This window comes from Caballeronia sp. INML3B, assembly GCF_023631305.1.
In the GTDB taxonomy this organism is placed as follows: domain Bacteria; phylum Pseudomonadota; class Gammaproteobacteria; order Burkholderiales; family Burkholderiaceae; genus Caballeronia; species Caballeronia turbans.
This window is the reverse complement of the sequence record NZ_JALQDI010000062.1, coordinates 12176-35829: the sequence shown is the minus strand read 5'-3', so window position 1 is coordinate 35829 and position 23654 is coordinate 12176. Positions and strand designations below refer to the sequence as shown.

Sequence of the window (23654 nt, the reverse complement as noted above, 5' to 3'; positions counted from 1 at the left end):
CCCAAGAAAGACGCTAGATTACGAGACACCAGCTGAACGATTCCATCAAGCTATTGCATCGACCGGTTGAATCCGCCCCAGGAAGCGGCCATTCAATTCAAGATGGTGAACGTTGCTTGATCGGCCTTAGCGGACGTTTGTCTGACGCGGGCACAGCGGCCGCTGCAGGACGATGAGCGGCCGAACGATAGGAGGACTGGTTGATGTCACCTCCGTCGCTTGCAGTAGGCGGTCATCAACTCAAAACCCAATTCGGAGTCAACCGCTTCCAATGCGGAAGTCTAGTCGATAATTGACCATCGCTTCCTGAATGCCAACAAGGTAAAGCGTTAGACACTGGTGAAATTCAACGATGCGCCGCTCCACAGATCGTGACTCCGGTTCCTGCAGCCTTTTCGCGCTCGGCCTGCTGCGACAGGGCCCCCGACTCTCCGCCAGCGGGTCGAGTCGAACGGAGGGAAGCCGGCTATATGATTATCAGAGCCCCGGTGCGCACCAGTTCGTCCCAATCGCCGACTTCCGCACTACGCACCCCATCAGGATGTCGTGCGGCCCCGGTGTCGGAAGCGGCAGATCGTTCATCAGCACCATCTCTTCGCAACAGGCCCTGATGGCATAGCCGCGCATCGTGGCTGGAGAACTTGCGGTGTCGCTCATGGCTAGTCTCCTGTGATAGCGCTGTCGCGCGGACGGTCGTGACGCTGGGGCGGGACGTTCAGGTATCTGAGACTGAGGAAAGCATAACAAATCACCGCAGCGGTAAGACCAAGCAGGATGTAACTGGTTCTGGGCAATAGCAGGGCAAACCCGATCAACACGAATACGATCAGGGTGTTGACGACCAGTTGGCGCCGCAACTCGGGACGCTCCATGAAATAGCCGTACTGCTTGCCAATGAAAAAGCAGACCGCGCCGATGACCGACAGTACTCGGAAATCGGATACCACTATGTCGTCCAGGATCGCGTGCCGGATCATGCTGGCCAGGATCGACAGGCCGATGAAAACGAAAAAATGCGAGTACAGGACCGAATGGCCGGTCGCGAGCTTCTGTTTGGACAGCAGGTGAAAACTGTCAAAGTAGACCCACCAGATGCTCGATATCGTCACGAAGCCGGTGGCGGCGGTCATCAGCCTCTCCACACTCCAGCTGATATTGGCCAGTCCCGTCGACAGGCTGATAACGGACTCTCCCAGCATGATGAGCGTGAGCAGACCCACGCGCTCGATCAGGTGTTCGGTATGCGCTGGGATGCCTTGGAGACGACGCGGCAAAAAAAAGATGAACACAATCAGATCGAACAGTATTCCAAGGTAAAACACGACATAACGCTGTGGCGCCGGGAACAGGATCGAAGCGAGGCTGATGGTGGTGCCAGCGACGATTACCCAGCCAACTGCCGTTGTGACTGCCTCGCTTTCCTCATGCCGGTATTTGGACACGAAATACATCATGGCGACGATGTATTTCGAACAAGCGTAGCAGACGATGATAACGTCAAAGCTGGCCAGGAATCGTTGGTCGATCAAGCCTGAGATGATAATCAGCAGGAACATGATGAACAGGGTTGCCACCCGATGCTTCCGGTCATCGGCATCGAACCGATTGGCATACATCGTGTGGCTGGCCCAAATCCACCACAAAGGTATGAAAATCAGGACGTATTGCCAGAACTGGAGTGGGTCAAGATGACCATCGTGCGTGTGGCTCAAGATATGCGTTACGTCACCGATCGCTACCACAAAAATCAGGTCGAAGAACAACTCGAGCCAGGTGGCGCGGCGATTGGGTTCGAAATATTTTGTGTTGTGCATATCGCCTCATTGTCGTGCTTGCGCCGGGGGCACGTCCGCGGGTTGTGTCGCGATAAGAATGGCAGGACGAGGCGGCTCACGATTATCTGGGATTGGTTACATAATGATCGAATAGTGAGCGCTGGTGGCTCGTAAGCACGCCGGTATCTGTCATGATACTTCCTCACGGTTTGTCCATTGGATTGCGGATGCGGGAGATCTGCATGTCCGGTTCGCTAAGCGGGATGTGGAGACGGGGTTAAGGCGACGGTTACTCGGGCACCGCCAGACGAAGGGGGCGGCAACAGACAAACCGAACCTGCCGCTAGCGCGCCACATCTCGACTCTACCGAAACTGTGAGTTGGCGAATGCAGGAAACGACCCTCTGCTGCGCGACGCTGTTAATGGCGGCAACCCGACACATCGCCGACGTCCAAGGAAGCCTCGTCGAAGGTCCGCAAAGGCCAAGAACTTGCCGGCCGAGACGGCTGCTCGAATGGCTGTTCCACTTTGGAAGCAGCCGTAGCGCGGGCGTCGGGTCGAAGGGCAGATGTGGGCCGTAAGTGTGACTTCGCTGATGCACGGGTACCGTCCTGCCGGTCCACGTCGCCAACGCCGTCAGCTCGCCAAACTGCCAACGTTAAACGCGACTTGCGCATGCCACGCTTACCTGGGAATTTTCTTCGTATCCGAGAAATCTATGTGTGGCGTGAGGATAAAGCCGTTGCCTTACGGACGAAGCATGTATCGCGGCCCCATCAGCCGCCTAGCATAAAAAGTAGGTTTCGGCTTCTTTTGCGAGCGGCCATCCATTCGATTGAGTGCGCATGCTCGCGAGTTGCTCGCGCGCGCGGGCGAGGGCATCGAGAAAAGCGCGCAATGTCTGCGTCATCGGCCGGTCGTCGAGGCGGCGCCGCTCGATCGCGCGTGCGATGTTGCGGCGGATCAGCGCCGTCTGAGCGTCGATATAGCCGATGCAATGCCGCGCAAGCACCGGCGACATTGCGCCAATGAAGAGCAACGCGGGCACGAGCGAAATGGTCCGGTATCCGTTCTCGGGAACCTGAGCCAGCGCGCGGCGCGGATCGGCAGCGAAGTCGCGCCGTAGTGCATCGGCGATCGTGCGGCCGCACCACTCGCGCTCCGTTGCAAGCGCGCGACGCCTGCGTTCCACCGCCGCTTTCGCGTCGTTGGCGACGATACCGCCGTTCGCGACCAGTGCCGGCTCGCGCCGCTCGCCCGGCTCGATGCATTGCGCACCGAGCCAGCCCTCGCCGAACGAGCGCTGCGCCAGAACGACATGTTGCAGACGGTCTGGCACGAGCGGGTCGAGCGGCACGGCGATGCACTGATCCGGTTTGCCATCGGCATGCAGGCGGCAAAGGCCGTCGTCCGCGAGTGCGGTACAACGGCCGGACGAAGCGTAGTCGATGGCCTGTGTCGTCACGCTGATGGAATCGCCATGCGCCCCGATTGAGAAGGTGTGTAGCCGGGCGAGCGCGTCACAAGCGCTCGCGTGCTCATCGCTCAGAAGGGTTTCATATGGGCCAGTGCGCACACGCTGGCCCGCCCGCACGGGCGGTGCCCGGCTGATCGCAATGGCGCCGATGAACACATCGCGATAGCGGAACAATTCGCGTAACGACAACGCGGGCGGGCTATTGCAGCACTTGCCGCACGCCGTGCATTCGAACGAAAACGCATGTGGAAACGGGCTCACCATGGTCGGCGCACCGAATCCTGATAGCGCGCGAGGATGAAGCGGGCGACGTCGCCGGAGTGATAGGCGCGCACGAGTTGCGCGACCCACGGCGCGTTCGCTTCGCCCGAACGCACCGTGAGCACGTGTTGCCAGGGCGAGCGGGCATCCTCGATGCCGATGCTGTCGCGTCCGGGCATCAGGCCGGCGTGCGCGGCGTCGTCGGCATTCATTGCGACGAAGCTCGCCGTATCGAGCATCGCGTACAGCCGGGCGCGTGGCACACGACGGATGAGCAGGCCGTAGCGGTTACTCGTGATATCCGCGACAGTGGGCGAAAGTCCCGCACTGTCCTTCAGCGTGACGAACGCATAGTTCTGCAGCAAGATCAGCGCACGCGCCATGCCGGGCGCATCGTCGGGTATGGCGATGGTCGCGCCGCGTGTGAGTTGGGCGAGCGATGCGAGCTTGCGCGAGTAGAACGCCATCGGCAATGTCACTGTCGCGGCGACACTTCGAATCGCATAGCCGTCGCGCCTGCGCCGCGCGTCGAGGCTTGCTTCGTCCTCGAAGCTGGCCGCGTCGATCGAGCCCCCCGCCAACGCGGCGTCGATGTGCGATGGGTTCTCGAAGACGACGATATCGAGTCGCAGCCCTTGCTTCGCGGCGACGTCGCGCACCTGCGACATGATCTGGGATTCTTCGCCCGCCGTCACGCCGATACGAACAGCGCGCGGCGCCGCATCGACGAACGTGCAGCAGACGGCCACGAGCGCGCCGAGGAGAGTTCGACTCAAACGAATCACTCATCCCTCGATACGGTGCGAAAGCCGATATGCGAGGCGGGCAGATCCGCTTCCTGCTGCTCGCGCGACGACGCCCGATAACGCACGCAGTAGTCACGCGAGCACAGAAACGAGCCGCCCTTGATGACCATCGCCGTATCGTGCCGGCGCGTGGCGGGGGCGACGGCCGCGGTGTCTCCGTTCGAATGTGGCTGGCGCGCTCCCGTGTACGGATCGCGGGTCCACTCCCAGGCATTGCCGATCATGTCGTAGAGCCTGAAATCGTTGGCCGCATAGCAGCCGACTGGCGAGAGACCCGCGTGACCGTCCTCGGCCGAATCGAGCACGGGAAAGACGCCTTGCCAGTAATTCGCCGATGGCTTGCCGTGCGTATCGCGCGGGGCGGCGTCCAGTTCAGCGCCTTCGTGACCGGCCTTGCCCGCGTATTCCCACTCGGCTTCCGTCGGCAGGTCACGTCCGAGCCAGTGCGCGTAGGCGAGCGCGTCGGCGAGCGTGACCATCGTGACGGGCTCATTTTCGTGGCTCTTCCACGTGCTCGAGGGACCTTGCGGATGCTTCCATGACGCACCCTTCACCCACGACCACCACGCGAGATCGCGTGCGTTCATTTCCTCACGCGTGGGCACGTGAAAGACGACCGCGCCGCCCTGGCGCTCGGCTTCAGTCACATAGCCGGTGGCCTCGACGAAGGTGGCGAACTGCGCATTCGTGACATCGGTCTGGTCGATCCAGAAGCCTCCGACTTTCGTTCTTCCGTCGCCGGCGGGACGCTCGTCCTCGTAACCGAGCTTGCTGCCGAACACGAACTCGCCGCCGCTGAGATGCACCATGCCCGCGTGCGAATCGTCACGCCAGTGCGCGGGCAGGCCAGTGTAACGCTCGCATTGCTGCTCGGAGCCGAGCGGTGCAAGCGCGCGTGTCAGATTGCGCGGATCGAAGCCGCGATCGGAGTCGACAGCGAGCGCGGCGCCGAAGCCTCCCGCGAAGAGTATGCCGATAACGAGCGCCGCGCCGCCGATGGTCTGCCAGTGTCGTTTCATGTCGCGCTCAGTAATAGCCGCGCGGACGTAGCGGCTCGACGCCTCCGACCGTGCTCATATAGGTGTTCCACTGCTGCACGAGACTGTCGATGATCGACGGATTCTGCGTCGCCACGTCGTTGTTCTCGCCGCGGTCGGCCTGCAAGTCGAAGAGCTGCCAGTGTCCATCGACGGGACCGCTCGGCGGTTCGGTCCACAGCGCCTTCCAGCGGCCGTCGGAGCTGCGCAGATAGCCGCGCCCGTAGGCCTCGTCGCCGAATGCGGCGGTGTGTACTTCGCCCGACGCATCGCCATTGAGCAACGGCAACAGCGATTGACCCGTCACCGGATACACATATCGGTTGTTGTAGACGACCTTGCCCTTGTTCGAATCGACGCCCGTCAACGTGTTGACGAGCGGCGGTGCAGCTTGCGTCGGCGGATCGATCTTCGCGATCGCGAGGAAGGTCGCCGTGTTGTCGGTGACGTGCGTGAATGCACGCAGCGTGGGCAGTTGCGCAGCCTGACCGGGCAGATGCACGATGAGCGGCGTCGACACACCGCCTTCGCCCGCGTAGCCTTTGGTGAGACGGAACGGCGTAGCGCTTACTTCGGCCCAGCGCAGGCCATATTGCAGGCGCTGTGCGTTCTGCTTGCCGTTGTCGGTGCCGAGCGTCGGGTAGATCGCGTCCGTCGCGTTCGCGGTGTCGGTTGCGGTCGGGTCGGCGCCAGAATCGATCGGCCAGCCTTCCGCTCCGTTGTCCGACTGGAACATGATGAATGTGTTGTCGTATTCACCGATGTCCTTCAGATGCTGGATCAACAGCCCGATGTTGTGATCGAGGTTCTCGACCATGCCCGCGTAGATTTCCATATAGCGCGCCTGCGCTTTCTTCTCCGCGGTGGACAGACTGTTCCAGGACTTGTCGACGGTTCCCGGGCCATAGTCGCCGTAACCTTGCGCTGCGCTATGCACGGCGCTGACGTACTTCGCGTTCGCGGCGCCGTTGTTCGCCGTCGCGGGCGATTGAGTCAGTGTTTCCGGAGCACCCCGGTAGGGCGTGAAGTCGGCCGGAATGATGCCGAGCGCTTTTTGTCGCGCGATGCGCGCACTTCGGATCGCATCGTAGCCGGCGTCATACTTGCCCGCGTAGTTGTGCAGATAAGGCTCCGGCACCTGCAGCGGCCAGTGTGGCGACGTGTACGCGGCGTACGCGAAGAACGGTTTGCCGTCGCCCTTGTTCGAATCGATGTAGGCAATGAGCTTTTGCGTGTAGAAGTCGGTCGAATAGAACACGGCCGGACTGCCGCCCGTGCCGCCCGGCTGACCGGGCTGTCCCGGTTGCACGTATTGCCCGTCCTCGGTGTAATTCTTCGAGCCTGCGGGTTCATGCGCAAAGTGATTCGTCGCCGCGCCGCCGAGCAGCGCGTAGCTGCGCTCGAAGCCCCACTGATCCGGCGTCTGTCCGCCGCCCGTCGCGCTGCCGACGATGCCCGAGCCGATATGCCATTTGCCCGCCATGTAGGTGTGGTATCCGCCGTCTTTGAGCAGTTGCGCCACCGACAGCGCGCGATCGTTCAAGTAGCCTTCGTAACCAGGCAGACCCTTGCGCTCGTCGGTGGGCACGCCCATCGTCCCTTCGCCGACGAGATGATGATCCGTGCCCGAAATCAGCATCGCTCGCGTGATGGCGCAGACGGTGCCGGTGTGATGATTCGTCAGGATGCGGCCCGACTGCACCAGCGCATCGAGGTTGGGCGTATTGATCTCACCGCCGAAGGCATGAATGTCCGAGTAGCCGAGATCGTCGGCCATGATGTAGAGGATGTTGGGACGCTTGGCGGCGGAGGCGACAGGCGTTGTGACGGGCGCGCCGTCGTCGGAAGAACCGCACGAGGCAAGCGTAAACAGACTGCCTATGGCAAGCGCGACTGCGGCGCGACGGAGCGCAATCGAACGGGACGAGATCATTGTCGTTATGGTAGGCCGTTGGAATGGAGCGGCGATGTTAGCAACGCGGCCCGGTGCGCCAAAGATCGATTTCTGCTTTGCTCCGCAGCGTGAACGATTTGTGTCGGTGCACGTCGCTCGTTGCCCGCCCTCGTGAATACAACGAAGGGCTATGTGAGTGCTGATCCTCGACTGTCATCGCGCGCTGCAAGAAGTACCGCCGCGCTATCCGGATCATCACTACGGTGTTCATGGGGAGCCTGCACAGCACTAGGCGCGGCCGTGGCTTCAGCTCGATCGCCGGATGGCTCGGCGCGCTCTTGAGTGTGATGCCGCTGCCTGACAAGCGTGGACCCTACCGTGATTCCGGTCGAAGATATGGTGAGCAAGATAAAAGTGGCGGTTGAAACTCGCAGCCACAGCGATTTCCAGATCGTTGCGCGCACCTTGCGCCCCAGCAGAAAATTGGATTCTCCCTAACCATTTATCCAGCGTCGGGCTTCTTAACCGTCGCAAAGGCGCTTGAAGATGTCTACGGGCAGATTCTCGCGCCGAAGTACGGAAGCCGCCGACGACGGGATGTATCCGTTCTCAGAGATGTGTGAGTTGATCGGGTTCCCTGCAGTGTGGGCGTTCGATCGCGCGCACGCCGACGAGGGCGCGACACGGCTCAATTTTCATCGTGCTCGTTTTAGGCCGCCGCTGTTCCCCTCGACGTTTGCACTATGCGCCTCCGCGGCCGACTAATTGCCCAACAGGGATTCAGCCGAACGGCCGTTGCAAATTGGCGGCCGTCGGTGGTTTCAAGTTCGGACCGTCTTGCATCATTCCTACCCGACTGATGTGTGACCTAGGAAATCGGCTCGAGGTGAACGAGCACTCCGCCTTGTTGAGCGGAAGCGTAGGCCGCGTCCATGACTTGCATCATCAGCTCCGCGTCGCGCAACGATGCGATCGGCTTTGCGCCGGTTTGGCTCTCGGCGAGCACCCGCTTGACGAACAAGGGGTAGTAGATATCAGTCTCGAGCTGGAGTCGGCGGCTTCGCGTACCTGCCGAAAGCTGATTCCGGTCGCGGAACTCGATTCTGTCCGGGCCAGACTTCGCGTACATACGGTCCGAAGAAAAAGTGAAGGAAAATTCGCGCTGCTCGTCGGCGGTACTGGGAAAGCTGTATCCCGTCTCGATAAGGCCGATCACGCCATCTTCGGTCTGCATGGTCACAAGCGAATAGTCTTCTACGGCGCCTCGATGCGTTCTTGCGTTCATGACGGCCGAGACACGGGCAACCTCCTTGCCTGTGAGCAGCCGGAAAAAATCGATGAAGTGTGTCGCCAGGTTGATAGTGGATCCACCGCCGGAATAAACGGGGTTGACTGCCCAACCGGAGCCTGATGCTTCGTATCGACTCGGCGGTCCAGCAACGAAACGAAATGACATGTAGTTAAAGTCGGATGGTATGCGTCCCTCCGCTTCTCCAAGTGACCCGAGCAACTCGCTCATTCGGAAGATTAGCGGCACCGCGCAATAAAGATTCGCTTCTTCGGTCAGCGTGCGAAGCCGGGTGACTTGAGACATGTTGACGCCGCACGGCTTTTCTAACGCAAACGGAATGTTCCGCGCAATTACGGCCTCGGCAAGCGCAGGCATCTCGGAGTGCCGCCCGAACACGAAAGCGAAATCGACCTTCTCGCGCTCAAGTAACTCGTAGGCCGACGAGTAAAGCTTGCATCCGAAGCGTGCAGCGATCGCTTCGCCCTTCGCTTGCTGCGCATCGGAGACGGCAACCACCTCGATCCCGGGCGCTTCGAGCGCATCAAGATACAGCGGGACATGCCAGTGGCTCACCTCCAACAAGGCAACTTTCATACATGTTCTCCTTCGTAGATTCCGCCCGTTCTTGATTGAAGGGGTAACAACTGACTTAATTCGGCCGCTTTTCGCGACTGGGGCCGTGCGTGGCTGCTACGCTGCTCACGTCGCGCCGACGTCCACCCCGGCTCGGCCTTCAGGGCGGTAATCGAACCCGAGAAAGCGCAGTGCGTATAACGCCTGTCCTTGATGCATTGGACCGCCGTCCTGGGTACGGCATCCACGTGCCTGCGCGGCTCGGAGCAGCGGCGTCGGCTCGGCCGCATTAATGATGTCTACCACGATAGTGCCCGGTGCGAGCCGCTCCGGATCAACTGGCATGGCGTCGCTTGCTTTCATGCCGAGCGGCGTCGCATTGATCACGACCTCGAAACCATCCGGATCGGATGGCCCTGAATGCACAGCACGACCCGTTTCGGCGGCGACAGACGCCGCAAGATCCCTGGCACGGTGCTCGTCGACATCGGAGATCGTCAGCTTGCTAGCGCCTGCGTAAGCGACGGCAAATGCGATCGCTCTACCCGCGCCTCCTGCGCCGACGAGAAGCACCGACTTATTCGCCGGATGGTTGCCTTCCCACTGCATCCCAAGAACGCAGCCGATGCCATCGGATATCGCGCCGACCCAGCGACCATCCGGTTCGCAGCGGATGACGTTGAGCGCGCCGACCTCGCGAGCAGTCGAATCCAGCTCGTCGACAAATGCGAGCATCCGTTGTTTATGAGGCATCGTGACCAGCATGCCGGACAGATTGCCCATCGCTCGTGCTCCGCTAACGAAGGCCGAGAGGTTATCTGCCTTGACCCAGAAAGGAACGCAAGCCGCATCGGCGCGCTGTTCGAGAAACAGCCGGTTCAACAGTTGTGGCGACTTCGCGGAACTCAGCGGGTCGCCTACCAAACCGTAGAGGCGCGTTGTACCTGAGATATGTGATTGCATTTCGGTTTGATGTTCGATCTAGGACGAAGGTCAATTCGTGCACATTCGAACCGGCATACGGCGCCGAAGTGCACCTTTGCAGTGATGTCGAGCCTGCGTTGCGCCCACGCGCTGATTACGGCGAGCAGGCGGCTGGCGGCTGCTTAAGACCGCACCTTACTGGCAAACTCGGGTTCAGCGGCATCCTTGCTAGCCGAGGTTATGGCTTCGCTGCGTAGACGCTCATATTCGGCCTTCGGTACGGGAATCGCGTTGCGGTCGCCCAGATCGGCGAGGCGGATGCGGTAGGTTTCCCGGGTAGTGAACGCCGCAAACGCTGCGACCAGGCAGATGCCGAACGTGAGAAAGCCGATCTTCAACGGGATGTTGGAGGACCCGGGGGGCGCGACCGCGACGAAAAGCGACGGCAGCAAGGCACACAAAGTCGTCCCGACGTTTTGTCCAATCGCCATGCCGGTGACACGCACGCGCGTGCGGAACAGTTCGGGGAAGAGACTCGGGAACACGCCGTTGAAGCCTTGGTAAGCGACGCCCCACATGAGCATGGAAAAGACCAGTGAGAGCCAGATACTGTGGATGCTGATGGCGTACAGGTAGCCGAAAGCAAGGACCCCGGAGCTCAAGACGCCGACCAGAACCGGGGGCCTGCGACCAATCTTGTCCGAGAGGTTGCCAACGAGGGGGATCAATATTACGGAGCAAAGGTTGCCAAGCACCGGCACCCACAGAAAAACGGCGGCAGGAAAGCCAATGCCATACGCCGGCTGGACTGCATAGGTAGCACCGAACACGGTCGCTAGAAGCGCGGTGACCGCGGCAAGTGCCATGCCGACAACGCGCAAGACATCGCCCCAACTCTCGCGCAGGACCTCGATGACCGGAGAGGGAGGAACCTCTCCGTATGCCTGTTCTTCAGAAAACGCGGGGGTTTCATCGACCTCGCGCCGAATGATGTAGCCCGCGATGATCACGACGACGCTCAGCAGAAACGGAATGCGCCAACCCCAGGAAGCAAACTGATCCTTCGGCATGAAGTGGGCGAGCGGTAAGAAGACGCCTGCCGCGAGGAGTTGCCCTGCCTGCACCCCTTGAAGGGTAAAGCTTGCGAAGTAGCCACGCCGTCCGAACGGCGCATGTTCGAGAATCATGGAGCTGGCGCCGGACATCTCTCCGGCGACTGCGAATCCTTGAATGAGCCGCAGGATGACGAGCAGCACTGGCGCCCAGATGCCGATCTGCTGATAGGTGGGCAAGAGGCCAACACACATCGTTGCGACGCCCATTAAGAGCATGCAGAAGATCAAGACCGTCTTGCGTCCGTGGCGGTCGCCGATGTGCCCGAGCACCATTGCCCCTATGGGTCGTGCGACATAGCCGACGCCAAAGGTCGCCAGGGAAGCGACGATGCCTACCGTTGGATTGTTTGAGGGAAAGAACAGCTGCGGGAACAGCAATGACGCCGCAGTCGCGTAGATGAAAAAGTCGTAGTACTCGAGCGCCGAGCCGATCCAGCCACTAGCGGCTGCGATCTTCGACTGGCGCTTGCCGTGAGGCTTAGCCGGTGCCTTTGCGTTCATGCCTGTCTCCATGGGTGATTGACTTTCCGGTGTTGCTGGTCTATTGTTGTAACACCGTTCCAATAGGAAGGATGTTACGCAAATCATGAGAGTTGTCAAGGGAGCAGTTGACCGGTCGCTGCAAGCGATCGAGTTGCTCGCACGTGAGGCGCGCTGGATGCGAATGTCCGACATCGCCGCCGAGCTCGAGTTGGAGAAGGGCCCCGCCCATCGAGTGCTTGCGCAGTTGTGCGAGCAGGGCTGGGCTGAACAGGATGAACACACATCCCAATACCGTCTGACTCTGAAGTTGTCCCTGCTCGGTCAGCGGTATTTGCATGGGCTTGGCCTGCCGGGCCTGGTGCAGCCGATCCTCGATGAGGTGGCCGCGCAATGCCGAGAATTGGTTCGCCTGACCGTAGTCAGCGAAGGGACGCTCGCGTGGCTGGCGTCCTCCCAAGGCGCGGCACCGGGCCTCATGTATTCGCCGTCAATGGATAGCCCGATTACCTTGCATACAACGGCGAACGGCAAGGTGTGGCTGGCGTCGATGCCAAACGACCGGGCGGTCGAATATGCATTGCGCGGGGGACTCGGAAAAGCAGCCACCCGCGCCTCTGGCCCTAAGGCGATCACCGGCGTCGAGCAGTTGATTCCGGAGTTGGAACTGACTCGGCAGCGCGGCTATGGGCTTGTTGTAGAAGAAGCCGAGCCTGGCGTTGCCGCGTTGGCGGTGCCCGTGCAGTCGTTGACCGACGGTACGGTGGTCGGCACGATGAGCATTGCTGGACCCGTAATGCGCGTTCAGCCCGAGCGTTATGACGACTTCTACACGTTGTTGAAAGAAGCGGCTTCGAAGCTAGGTGCGGTATGGCCGCGCCGGAGCGTTGAGGCTAACGTAAGTGAGGCGGCTTGAAGATGACAGCCCCAGCACAGGCCGCCGAGGCAATCGCCAGTCCGCGCGAACAGGCAGCACGCCTTCTTGTGACAGCGCGCCAAAAAGGCGCGCTCGTCGAGAGACTGCCCGTCGAGCTACAGCCTGCGAATGTGGACGACGGTTTCGCGATCCAGCAAGAGGTCAGCCGACAACTAGGGCGGCGGACTGGCGCATGGAAATGCGCGCTTCCGCGCCCGGGCAAAGTCATCGCCGCTCCGATCTACGACGCTGATATTCATCGAGGCCTTGCATGTCGCATGCGCGGGTCTCCGCGTGGCTCTGTAAGGGCAGAACCAGAACTGGCCTGCCTACTGGACCGCGATCTGCCGCCACGGCGTGAAGCCTATGGCGAAGCCGAAGTGCTCGACGCTCTTGGGGACACGCACGTCGCGCTCGAACTGCTGGGCAGCCGCTATGCGCATCCCGAAGAGCTGACGTTCCCTGAACTACTGGCAGACGGGCTGTTTAACGCGGGCCTGGTTCTCGGACCCCGCGTTAGGCTCCTCGATGGCGCCACGCCGGCTGATCTCCCCGCGGAATTCAACGTCAGTCTGAGCGGAGTCGGGGAAGAAGCGGTCACCTTGGCGGGACGCCACCCCGATCGGGGCGTGCTCGCGCCGATCGTATGGCTCGCCAATTTCCTTCGCGTCCGCGGCCTCGGACTGTACGCAGGCCAAGCCGTAATCACCGGGTCTTACGCGGGCGTTCTGGAATTGCCAGTCGGTCGCGAGCTGCGTATCGGCTTCGGCGAGCTCGGCACATTACCACTTACTTTACTGTTTTGAGAGGAGTACTAGATGCGTCTCGTCCGTTTCGGCCCGCCTGGTCAAGAGCACCCCGGTATCATCGATTCGAGCGGCGCGATCCGCGATCTTACCGGCATCGTGAACGACATTGACGGAACGACCGTCTCACCAGTCGGCCTTGCAAAGCTGAGCGAACTGGATCTGAGTCGTTTACCTGTCGTTAAGGCAGGGACGCGTCTCGGCGCTTGCGTCGGCAATGTCCGTAATCTCGTGTGCATTGGTCTGAACTACTCCGATCATGCTGCTGAAACCGACACGCCGATACCGCTCGAGCCTGTGGTGTTCAACAAGCACACGGGCTCCATCAGCGGCCCCAACGACCCGGTCGTCTTGCCCTCAGACGCACAAAAGCTGGATTGGGAGGTGGAGCTCGGCGTGGTGATCGGCAAACCCGCGTGGCAAATCGACGAAGCCGACGCGCTGGAGCACGTGGCGGGCTACTGCCTCGCGAATGATGTTTCCGAACGCGCCTATCAGCTCGAACGCGAAGGCCAGTGGACCAAGGGTAAGAGCGGATTTTCGTTCGCTCCGCTTGGTCCGTGGCTCGTGACGCGCGACGAAGTTCCCGATCCGCAGGCGCTCGACCTGTGGCTCGACGTGAACGGTACGCGCCGTCAGACCGGCAACACGCGCACGATGATTTTCAACGTCGCGCATATCGTGGCGTATCTCAGCCGCTTCATGCCTTTGATGGCTGGCGACGTGGTCATTACGGGCACGCCTCCCGGCGTAGGCCTCGGTCAGAAGCCGCCAGTCTTTCTCAAACCCGGCGACACCATGACGCTCGGCGGCAGCGGACTCGGCGCGCAGACCCAAAAGGTCGTGCAGTACGCAGAGTCTCTTGGCGCGGCCTGGGGCCGCGGCGAATATCCATCGGCACTGTAAGACGATTCTATTTTTAAAAAGGGAGGAGATATGAGCCTTGCTGGAACGGGCGTCGTCGCAATCTGGCATGACCTGCTGCCGGAAGCGAAAGATGATTTTTACGAGTGGCACAACCGCGAGCACATGCCCGAACGAGCGGGCATCCCTGGGTTCAGGCGCGGTCGGCGCTTCATAGCAATGGATGCAGGTCCGGAGTACTTCAATCTGTACGAGGCCGACACCGTCGAGGTGCTCGGCGCGCAAGACTACCTTTCTCGGCTGAATACGCCGACGCCGTGGACCAAGCAGGTCGTCGCCTCTTTCCGGAGCGTCGCACGCTCGATCTGTCACGTCGCCTATTCGGACGGCGTTGGGCAGGGTGCCTATCTCATGACGGTGCGCTTCGACGTGCCTTCGGATGCCCGGGCAGAGGTCGTGAAGGGTTTGCGTCAGCGCGTGCTGCCGCCGCTCGTGGATCTGCCAGGTATCACGGGCGTGCACCTGTGCCTTGCTGACGAAGCGGTCAGCAAGGTGGAAACGGCGGAGAAGAAGGCGCGCTCAGAAGGCACGCAGGTACCCACGTGGATCGTGTTAGTCGAAGGGTGCCGGGCGGACTATGCGCGTTCAGCCGTGGACCGCTTCGTTTCGGGACTGGCGGCATTGCCCCGGCCCGGCGCAACAACGCCGGACACGACGCTTTATCAACTCGAGTACACGCGCTGCAAAACACCCTGGAGCGCTGGCTAAGCGGTTAAACGTCGTCTGTCAACCGCTTCACGGCGCGTCTCGCGAGCCCCATGTGGCTAGGCGCGACCCGCTGTTACCGTGAGAAACGTAGGAGTAGTGCCATGTCGTTGAATATTGCCGACACGTCCGCCCGATCCGCCGCGTCGATGTCGGCTCGTGTCATACGGCTCAATCCTGCCGACGATGTCGTTATCGCACTCGAACAGCTTGTGTCCGGTACGGTGATTGACAAGGAAGCGGTGACAGTCTCAGGACTGATCCCGCCCGGGCACAAAGTGGCGACACGGGACATCGGGCAGGGTGAGGCGGTGCACCGCTATGGCCAGGTAATCGGCTTTGCCAGTCAGCCGATTCGCGCGGGGCAGCATGTACACACCCACAACCTCGCTATGGGCGACTTTGCGCGGGACTACGCGTTCGGTCAGGCCGCGCGTCAGACTGTACGCTCGAACGAGCCCGCAACATTTCAAGGCATTGTGCGCGCAGACGGCCGAGTTGCCACACGCAACTACATCGGGATCCTTACCTCGGTAAATTGCTCGGCCACGGTTGCGCGAGCCATTGCTGATCATTTTCGCCGCGACATTCATCCAGAGGAACTAGCCGCGTTCCCGAATGTTGATGGCGTCGTGGCGCTCACACACGGTTCCGGTTGCGCAATCGATTCGGAGGGCGACGGTCTTGCGATTTTGCAGCGCACGCTCGGCGGCTATGCATGCCATCCGAACTTCGCAAGCGTGCTGGTCGTGGGTCTCGGTTGTGAAACGAATCAAATCCCGCGACTTCTGGAGACGCAGGGACTCCGAGAACACGACCGCTTGCGAACGTTCACGATTCAAGACAGCGGTGGGACCACCTTGACGATCGCGAAGGGAATAGAACTGGTTCGGCGCATGTTGCCAGAAGCAAACAACGTAAGGCGAGAGTCGGTCAGTGCAAGTCATCTCACAGTCGGTCTCCAATGCGGAGGGTCCGACGGGTATTCGGGCATTACCGCCAATCCGGTGCTCGGCGCTGCCGTCGATCTGCTGGTGCAACACGGCGGCACCGCGATTCTCTCGGAGACGCCCGAAATCTATGGCGCGGAGCACTTACTGACGCGCCGCGCCGAAACGCCCGAGGTGGGCCGGAAGCTGATTGATCGCATCAAGTGGTGGGAAGCCTATGCGCATCGGCAAGGGGCGCAGATCAACAACAATCCGTCTGCGGGCAACAAGGCAGGTGGCTTGACGACCGTTCTTGAAAAATCGCTGGGAGGCATCGCGAAAGCCGGTTCCACCAATTTGACCGAAGTGTACGAGTACGCCCAGCCGATCACGGCGCGTGGCCTTGTTTTTATGGACACGCCGGGCTACGACCCAGTGTCGGCAACGGGCCAGGTAGCAGGCGGTGCGAACCTGATCTGCTTCACCACGGGGCGTGGTTCAGCTTACGGCTGCGCGCCCACGCCGTCGGTCAAGCTCGCGACCAACACGGCTCTGTGGCAACGACAGTCCGATGATATAGACCTGAACTGCGGAGAAGTGTTGGAAGGACGAGCGACGATCGAGCAACTGGGTCGAGTCCTTTTCGAATTGCTGCTAGATGTCGCCTCGGGGACCCGTTCTCGCAGTGAGCGGCACGGCTATGGACAGAACGAATTCGTACCTTGGCAGATTAGTGCAATCATGTGAGCGCGCATCAACATCAATTGACAATCTTGATTCTGCTAACCAGGTAGCGGTCTTCGCCGCAGGCCTTTCCTAGGCAGGCGCGTCTATGCGAGGGAGCGCAGTTGGAGGGCGGCTATGCATCGGACATCCGCCGCTCGACACTCGCCGGATCGAAGGTCTGCTTGGGGTCGAGGCTGTATAAAAACGCGTTGGTTGCCTATAGTTAGTCAACGGGTCTTTCGACGGTGGCCCATGAAGCGATTTATTGAAGGCGCGGCGCGAGATCAAGTTGCACTGCTACCTGAGTGTCCCGACGATTACGTCGATGCCGATAACGCCGTACGGAGCTTGACCTGATAGGTCTTGGCTTCGAGCGAGCCTCGCCCTCGTTGGTGGGCAGACCGGCATATCATCCGTCGACCTTGCTCAAGCTTTACATCTACGGGTACTTGAATCGAATTCAATCGAGTCGCCGCCTTGAGCGGGATGCGCGACGGAATCTCGAACTGATCTGGTTGACAGGCCGGCTGGCGCCTGACTTCAAGACCATCGCGGACTTTCGGAAGGACAACGGCGTTGCGATCTGCAAAGTCTGTCGCGAGTCGTGTTGCTTTGCCGCCGGTTGAAGCTATTCGCAGACGCGACCGTTGCTATCGACGGCAGCAAATTTAGGGCGGTCAACAACCGTGACAAGAACTTTGCCGGCCGCAAGCTTCCGGCTCGCATGGAGCAACTGGAACAAAGCATTGCCCGCTATAAGGATGAGCTGGACCGGGCCGATCGAGAGCCGGCGAGCCTGCCGGTGAACGAATCGTAGCTCCGGAACTTCGCGCCATCCGCCGTCGATACAGCCGTGTCATTCTTTGGTATATGACCCCCGCTGATCGATGAGTGGCAACTCGGCGTAGGGCGCGCCAATTTACTAATTGGGGGTTTGCACCGTCGGAGACGCTTGGCAAACGCCCTGCCTTATTGATACTAGGTGGCCAATACGCCTCCCGGACAGCCTAAGACGACTGCGAAGTCCAATGAGTGCGCGCTCGAGGTCACGACAGTTCGCGGCCTTCGTCGGTCTCACGTCGCAAAGCTGTATTTACAACGGTGTTATCGCTTTGCGGTCTCCGGGTCGCGCAGCGCCGTGCGATCCCAGCCGCCTCCTAGCGCCTTGAGCAGTTGAACGCTAGCATTCAGTCGGCGCGCGTCGATCGTCTCGCCGTTGCGCTGGTTTTCGAGCGCGATGGTCTGCGCGCTGGCGACCTCCAGATAGTCAACTGCCCCCGCGTGATAGCGGTTCGTCGCGAGCCTCAGTGAGAGCTCGGCGGCGGCCGTCGCTCGCTGCTGGCTCTGCGCCTCCTGCGCCAGTGTGTTCAGCGTGTTGAGGCTGTCCTCGACTTCCTGAAAGGCCGTGAGTACCGTCTGCCGGTAATCGGCGACGGCTCCTTCGTATTGAGCGTTCGCCTTGGCGAGCGTGGCCTCGCGGCGGCCGCCGTCGAATAGCGTGCCCGTCAGTTGAGACCCGAGCGACCAGAACAGACTCGATGCTGTGAGCCACGGCGCGAAAAATGTACTCTCCAGTCCCGCCGATGCCGTAAGCGTGAGATCGGGATAAAAGGCCGCACGTTCAACACCAATCTGCGCATTGGCGGCCGCGACCCGGCGCTCTGCCGCGGCTATGTCGGGGCGGCGTTCAAGCAGTTCGGATGGCACTCCTGCCGGAATGTCCGGGAGTGTGATCGACCACGTCTTGGACGGAAGAGTGAACGAAGACGCCGGCACGCCGCACAGCGTCGCGATGGCGTCCTGCATGTGCGTGCGCCTCACGTCGATGTCGCTGTCCTGCGTGCGGGCGCTTTCGAGTTGAGTTTGCGCCTGCGCGACGGCGGAGGCATCGACGGCGCCATCGTCAAGCTGCTGCTGGAGGATGCCCAGCGAGGACCCGTAGGCGGTCACAGTGTCGTTGAGCAACTGCTTCTGACGATCGAGCGAACGTAACTCGAAGTAATCGGCGGCGAGTTCGCTCGTGACCGATAGCCGCACGGCTTCGAGATCAGCCTGGCCTGCCTGCGAGCTGGCGCTGGCCTGCGCGGTGGCGTCCTTCACCCGGCCGAAGAGATCGGGCTCCCAGCTGGTGACAAGCCCCGCCGAATAGTCGGGAATGGTCTTTCCCGCGAGAGCCCGATGCTGAAGATTCTGCGACGTGCGAAAGCGCTCCTGTGAAACGCCTGCGCTCACCGTCGGTGCGTAGCCCGCACGCTGATAAGCTACGATCGCGCGTGCTGCCTCCAATTGCGCGACTGCCTTCTTCACGGTTTCGTTCGAAACATCGACCCGCTCTTCAAGCTGGTCGAGCTCGCGGTCACCGAATACGGTCCACCAGGGGCCGCGCGGCGTACTATCGCCGGGTGACGCGACCGTCCACCCGGCCGACGGCTGGGCGGCTGAATAGTGCGCGGGAACGTCGACAGCAGGCGCACTGTAGCGTGGCAGTGTAGAGCAGGCGCCTAAGGTGCCTGCGAGGCACACGGCAAGCACCGCGCGGAAGGGCGCCGCAGAGAGATCGAGCATGATGTGTGTCCACTTACGTTTTGCTGTTCGTACGAAGGGCTTCGCCGTCGCGAATCGAATCGCCTGGGTTGTCTATCACGCGATCGGCCGGCTGGAGTCCCGTCGCGATCTCGACATAGACTCCGAAGTCACGTCCGATGGTGACCTGCTTCAGCTTTGCCTTGCCGTCGCTGCCCAGTACCGCGACGGTCACGCCAGCGGGCCGGAACAGGAGCGCGCTCGCCGGAAGCTGGAGTCCGGGCGAGGAGTTCGGAAGCGAGAGATGAAGCTCCGCGTAGGCGCCCGGCATCAGCGCACCATCCCGGTTGTCGATATCGGCCTCGACGTGCAACGTGCGGCTCACAGGATCGATCGCGCCTGCGCTGCGCGCGATGGTCGCCGTGAAACGGCGCCCCGGATATTGCTGCGACGTGAGATAGACCGCAGCGCCCGGCTGCACGCTTGCCGCATCGTCCTGAGGCACATCGGCGAAGACGCGCAGGCGGTCCGTCTGCTCGATATGCATCAACTCTCCGCGCATGCCTGCCAGGCCCGGCGCGCCGCCCGCCGTCACGAGCGAGCCGATGTCAATGTTGCGCACGGTGATCACGCCATCGAATGGCGCGGTCACTTTCTGGTACGACACCATCTCCTGAAGCTGCGTGACATCCGCCTGCTTCGACTGCAACGCGGCGCGCTTCGCGTCGCTGTCGCTGGTCTTCGCATCGGCGTCCTGCTGCGAGACGGATTGCGTCTGAAGCATCGTCTGCCAGCGCGAGGCCGTGCTGCTCGCGAAGCGATAGTCGGCTTCTGCCATCGCAGCATCGGCGCGGGCTTGCTGAAGATGCGCGTCGAGCTCGGGCGTCTCAATGCTCGCAAGGAGCTGTCCGGCCTTCACGTGCGTGCCGATGTCCGCGTACCACTGCCGCACATAGCCGCTTGTGCGTGCATAGATCGAAGCATCGGCCCAGGGCATCACGGATGCGGGCAGAAGCAGTTCCTGCGTCGCGGGCGCCTGCTTCGGCGAGATCGTCGAGACGATCGGCTCGCGCTGCTCGTCAATCTGATGTGTCTGCGCGGCGCGCGCATGCAGCCGGGGCATGATGCCGGCGACGAGCATGATCGCGACGAGTCCGGCGATCGCGGCAGGGATCGGGCGCAGCCGCGTGGGAGTGGGCGATTCCATTCGAGGTCCTCATTCGATGCTTGGGGGGAGTTCGGCAGATCCGGGCCGGTTCGTGCGACGCTTCGCCAGCCAGCCGTGCACCATGCCGAACACCACCGGCACGAATATGAGCGTGGACAGGGTGCCGATGGCGAGGCCGCCAATCACTGCGCGGCCGAGCGGCGCGTTCTGTTCGCCGCCGTCGCCGAGGCCGAGTGCCATCGGCATCATGCCGATCAACATGGCGAGCGCGGTCATCAGCACGGGGCGGAATCGGTTGAAGCCGGCATCGAGCGCGGCGGCGAGCGGTGGCGCGCCGCCGAGCAGTGCGTCGCGCGCGGTATTGATGACGAGAATGCTGTTTGCCGTCGCAATGCCGATGCACAGGATTGCGCCGGTAAGCGCGGGCACGGAGAGCGTCGTCTGCGTGACGAAGAGCATCCAGGCGATGCCCGCCATCGAACCCGGCAGGCCGCTGATGATAATGAGCGGATCGATCCACGACTGAAAATTCACGACCATCAGCAGATAGACGAGGGCAATGGCAAATACGAGCCCGAGGCCCAGGCCACTGAACGATTCGCTCATCGACTGCACCTGACCGCGAATCACGATAGACGAGCCGGGCGGCAGGTGCGCGCGCTCGGCGTCGACGAGCTTGGTCACGTCCGCGGCGACGCCGCCGAGATCGCGATACTGCGTCGACGCGAAGATATCCAGCACGGGCTGCACGTTGTAGTGTGAGACTACGGCCTCCTGCTCGCTGCGCGAGGTGGTGCCGAGCGTGCCGAGTTGATTCTGCGGATTGAGCGACACGTTCTTGGTCGTAACCGGGATGTTCGCGAGCGATTGCAAGGAATGAATGTCCCATTGCGGCACTTCCGCCATCAGCGGATAACTCACGCCGTTCTTCGGATCAAGCCAAAAGTTTGGCGTCGTCTGCGAGCTGCCGCTTAACGCGATCAGCAGGTTCTGTGCGACGTCGCGCTGTGTGAGCCCCGCCTGCATGGCCTTCGTTCGATCGACGTTCACGTTGATGGTCGGTTCGTCGCCAGGTTGCTGAATGCGCGCATCGACGAGACCCCGCACGCCGCGCATTTCATCGAGCAGACGATTCGCGACCGCGCGGTTCTCATCGAGCCTGTTGCCGACGATCTGCACGTCGATCGGCGCGGGCAGGCCGAAATTGAGAATCTGGCTGACGATATCCGCGGGCAGGAAAGCGAAGCTCACACCGGGAAACGAAGCATTCAGCACATTTCGCAGCTTCGAGACGTACAGCTCGGTCGGCTGGTGTTTCGGCGCGAGCGTGATAAGGATGTCAGCGTCTTCGGGGCCGATCGGGTCCGACGAATCGTATGTCAGGTTGATGCCGCTCACCGGCACGCCGATGTTGTCGAGCACTGCGGCCTGTTCGTTCGCGGGAATTAAGCTGCGGATTTTCGCTTCTACCTCATCGGTGATGCGCGCTGTCTCTTCGATGCGCGTTCCGGTTGGCGCGCGCAGATGCAGGCGAATCTCGCCGGTATCGACGGACGGGAAGAAGTCGCGTCCTTCGAATGGCACCAGCACGAGAGATGCGAGGCACAGCGCGATCCAGAGCGGCACGAAGCGGCGTCGGTTGTCGATGGCCCGTTGCAGCACGTCTCGATAGCGTGCGCGTAAAGCTTCAAAGCGATTTTCGAACGCCGACTGGAAGCGCGTCAGTGCACCGCCGATGCCACGCACCGCCTTGCTCGTTTTCGATGGCGCGCGCATCAGATACATCGCCAGCGTCGGAATGAGCGTGCGCGAAAAGAAGTACGACGCGCACATCGCGAAGATCACGGCTTCGGCGAGCGGCACGAAGAGATAGCGCGCGACGCCCGAAAGCAGGAACATCGGCACGAAGACGATGCAGATTGAAAGCGTCGAGACGAAGGTCGGCACTGCGATCTCGCCGGACCCATTAAGGATCGCGCCGTGCAGCGGCTCACCGTTCTCAAGATGATGCGTGATGTTCTCGATTGCCACGGTCGCATCGTCGACGAGAATGCCGACCGCGAGCGCAAGCCCGCCGAGCGTCATGATGTTGAGCGTCTGACCGAGCGCACTTAGCGCGATCAGCGATGTAAGCACCGCGAGCGGAATCGACACCGCGATGATGAGCGTCGCGCGCCAGCTCCCGAGGAACAGCAGGATCATCACGGCGGTGAGGCAGGCCGCGATCAGTGCCTCCCGCACGACTCCCGAGATCGCGGACTTCACGAATACGGACTGATCGGAGAGCGGCGTGATCTTGAGCGCCTTGGGGAGGCCGGCTGCGATTTTGGGAAGCATGGCCTTGACCTGACCGATGATCGTCAGCGTCGATGCGCTGCCGGTCTTCTCGACCTGAAGCAGCGCCGCGCGCTTGCCGTCGGACCGCACGATGTTGGTCTGAGGTGCGAAGCCGTCTATCACATGCGCGACGTCGCGCACATAGATGACGTCGCCCTTCGCGGTCTTGATCGGCAGGTCGTTCAATGCCGCGACGGTCTGCGTGCTGCCGTTCATCTCGACGTTGTATTCGCGCGTGCCGATCTTCGCGGTCCCGCCCGGCAGTATCAGATTCTGCGCGTTGACCGCATTGACCACGTCGACGGGCGCAAGGCCTTTCGCCTGCAGCTTTGCCGGATCCAGCTCGACCATGATCTGACGGATCTTGCCGCCGTAAGGCAAGGGCACGGCGGCGCCCTGAACCGTTGCGAGTTGAGTGCGGATGAAGCTGTTGCCGAGATCGTAAAGCGTCTGTTCGGGCAGCGTCTTGCTGGAAAGACCGAGCTGCAGCACCGGAACGGTCGAAGCGTTGTACGTGATGATGTTCGGCGGTAGCGTGCCCGGCGGCAGCACGCGAAGAATCGATGCCGAATTGGACGCCGCCTGCGCAATGGCGCGATTGATATCCGCGCCCGGATGAAAAAAGATCTTCACGACAGAAACGCCGTTGAGCGCTTGCGATTCGATGTGCTCGATATCGTCCACATCGGTGGTCAGCGCGCGCTCGTAGTTCGATGTGATGCGCTTGGCCATGTCTTCCGCCGAGAAGCCGTTGTACGACCAGACGATGCTGACGACCGGAATGTCGATGTTCGGAAAGATGTCGGTGGGCGTGCGCAGGATCGCGAGCGGCCCCAAAATGAAGAGGAGCACCGCGAGAACGATGAACGTATAGGGCCGTCGCAGGGCCAGTTTGACAATCCACATGGTGCTGGTCCGTTTGAAAGGTGGGCGAGCGGTAGACGCGCGATTGCAGCAAAGTCCAGCGCAGTTTTGCCGTTGGTCCG

17 protein-coding genes and 1 pseudogene are annotated in these 23654 nt (G+C 61.4%); 6 read left to right on the top strand and 12 right to left on the bottom strand.

Annotated features, from left to right (window positions below):
* Positions 1-477: 477 nt before the first annotated feature.
* From NCS58_RS27380 to NCS58_RS27340, 9 genes are all read right to left on the bottom strand, one after another.
* On the bottom strand, positions 478-657 hold the full coding sequence (locus NCS58_RS27380; RefSeq protein WP_061121609.1) for a hypothetical protein: 180 nt from the start codon (positions 655-657) through the stop codon (positions 478-480).
* Positions 658-659: 2 nt separating this feature from the next.
* A complete protein-coding gene (locus tag NCS58_RS27375; protein WP_061121610.1) occupies positions 660-1814 on the bottom strand; it encodes a low temperature requirement protein A in 1155 nt (384 codons plus the stop codon).
* Between the two features lie 746 nt (positions 1815-2560).
* Complete coding sequence (locus NCS58_RS27370; protein ID WP_061121611.1) at positions 2561-3517, bottom strand: hypothetical protein; 957 nt, start codon at positions 3515-3517, stop codon at positions 2561-2563.
* The gene (locus NCS58_RS27365; protein WP_250478034.1) at positions 3511-4263 is read right to left on the bottom strand and encodes a MetQ/NlpA family ABC transporter substrate-binding protein; all 753 of its coding nucleotides are present in this window, start codon (positions 4261-4263) and stop codon (positions 3511-3513) included. Before NCS58_RS27365 ends, NCS58_RS27370 begins: the two co-directional genes overlap by 7 nt.
* Positions 4264-4295: 32 nt before the next feature.
* On the bottom strand, positions 4296-5339 hold the full coding sequence (locus NCS58_RS27360) for a formylglycine-generating enzyme family protein (RefSeq protein WP_061121612.1): 1044 nt from the start codon (positions 5337-5339) through the stop codon (positions 4296-4298).
* Positions 5340-5346: 7 nt separating this feature from the next.
* Positions 5347-7290, bottom strand: coding sequence for an arylsulfatase (locus tag NCS58_RS27355; RefSeq protein WP_061121613.1), 1944 nt, complete (start codon positions 7288-7290; stop codon positions 5347-5349).
* A gap of 829 nt (positions 7291-8119) precedes the next feature.
* Positions 8120-9136 (bottom strand): Gfo/Idh/MocA family protein, encoded by a 1017-nt coding sequence (locus NCS58_RS27350; RefSeq protein WP_061121615.1) that lies wholly within the window; start codon positions 9134-9136, stop codon positions 8120-8122.
* Between the two features lie 105 nt (positions 9137-9241).
* Positions 9242-10078 (bottom strand): shikimate dehydrogenase, encoded by an 837-nt coding sequence (locus NCS58_RS27345; RefSeq protein WP_061121616.1) that lies wholly within the window; start codon positions 10076-10078, stop codon positions 9242-9244.
* Between the two features lie 143 nt (positions 10079-10221).
* On the bottom strand, positions 10222-11655 hold the full coding sequence (locus NCS58_RS27340) for an MFS transporter (protein ID WP_250538915.1): 1434 nt from the start codon (positions 11653-11655) through the stop codon (positions 10222-10224).
* Between the two features lie 85 nt (positions 11656-11740).
* Between NCS58_RS27340 and NCS58_RS27335 the strand changes: the two genes are divergently transcribed.
* The 6 genes and pseudogenes from NCS58_RS27335 to NCS58_RS27310 all read left to right on the top strand — a co-directional run.
* Positions 11741-12550: an IclR family transcriptional regulator gene (locus NCS58_RS27335; protein WP_061121617.1), complete on the top strand. Its 810-nt coding sequence runs from the start codon at positions 11741-11743 to the stop codon at positions 12548-12550.
* A 2-nt stretch (positions 12551-12552) separates the two neighbouring features.
* Positions 12553-13356, top strand: a complete 804-nt coding sequence (locus NCS58_RS27330) for a 2-keto-4-pentenoate hydratase (RefSeq protein ID WP_061121618.1) — start codon at positions 12553-12555, stop codon at positions 13354-13356.
* A gap of 12 nt (positions 13357-13368) precedes the next feature.
* Positions 13369-14262, top strand: coding sequence for a fumarylacetoacetate hydrolase family protein (locus NCS58_RS27325; protein ID WP_061121619.1), 894 nt, complete (start codon positions 13369-13371; stop codon positions 14260-14262).
* 30 nt (positions 14263-14292) lie between these two features.
* Entirely contained in the window at positions 14293-14988 is a 696-nt protein-coding gene (locus NCS58_RS27320; protein WP_061121620.1) for a hypothetical protein, read from the top strand.
* Positions 14989-15089: 101 nt separating this feature from the next.
* Positions 15090-16661 (top strand): UxaA family hydrolase, encoded by a 1572-nt coding sequence (locus NCS58_RS27315; protein ID WP_061121637.1) that lies wholly within the window; start codon positions 15090-15092, stop codon positions 16659-16661.
* Between the two features lie 231 nt (positions 16662-16892).
* Positions 16893-17427, top strand: a pseudogene (locus NCS58_RS27310) (transposase); the annotation flags it as partial.
* A 317-nt stretch (positions 17428-17744) separates the two neighbouring features.
* Here NCS58_RS27310 and NCS58_RS27305 read toward each other — a convergent pair.
* The 3 genes from NCS58_RS27305 to NCS58_RS27295 are packed head-to-tail and all read right to left on the bottom strand — an operon-like array spanning position 17745 to position 23574.
* Complete coding sequence (locus NCS58_RS27305) at positions 17745-19205, bottom strand: efflux transporter outer membrane subunit (protein ID WP_061121623.1); 1461 nt, start codon at positions 19203-19205, stop codon at positions 17745-17747.
* 13 nt (positions 19206-19218) lie between these two features.
* A complete protein-coding gene (locus tag NCS58_RS27300; protein WP_061121624.1) occupies positions 19219-20370 on the bottom strand; it encodes an efflux RND transporter periplasmic adaptor subunit in 1152 nt (383 codons plus the stop codon).
* 9 nt (positions 20371-20379) lie between these two features.
* A complete protein-coding gene (locus NCS58_RS27295) occupies positions 20380-23574 on the bottom strand; it encodes an efflux RND transporter permease subunit (protein WP_061121625.1) in 3195 nt (1064 codons plus the stop codon).
* Positions 23575-23654: the final 80 nt, after the last annotated feature.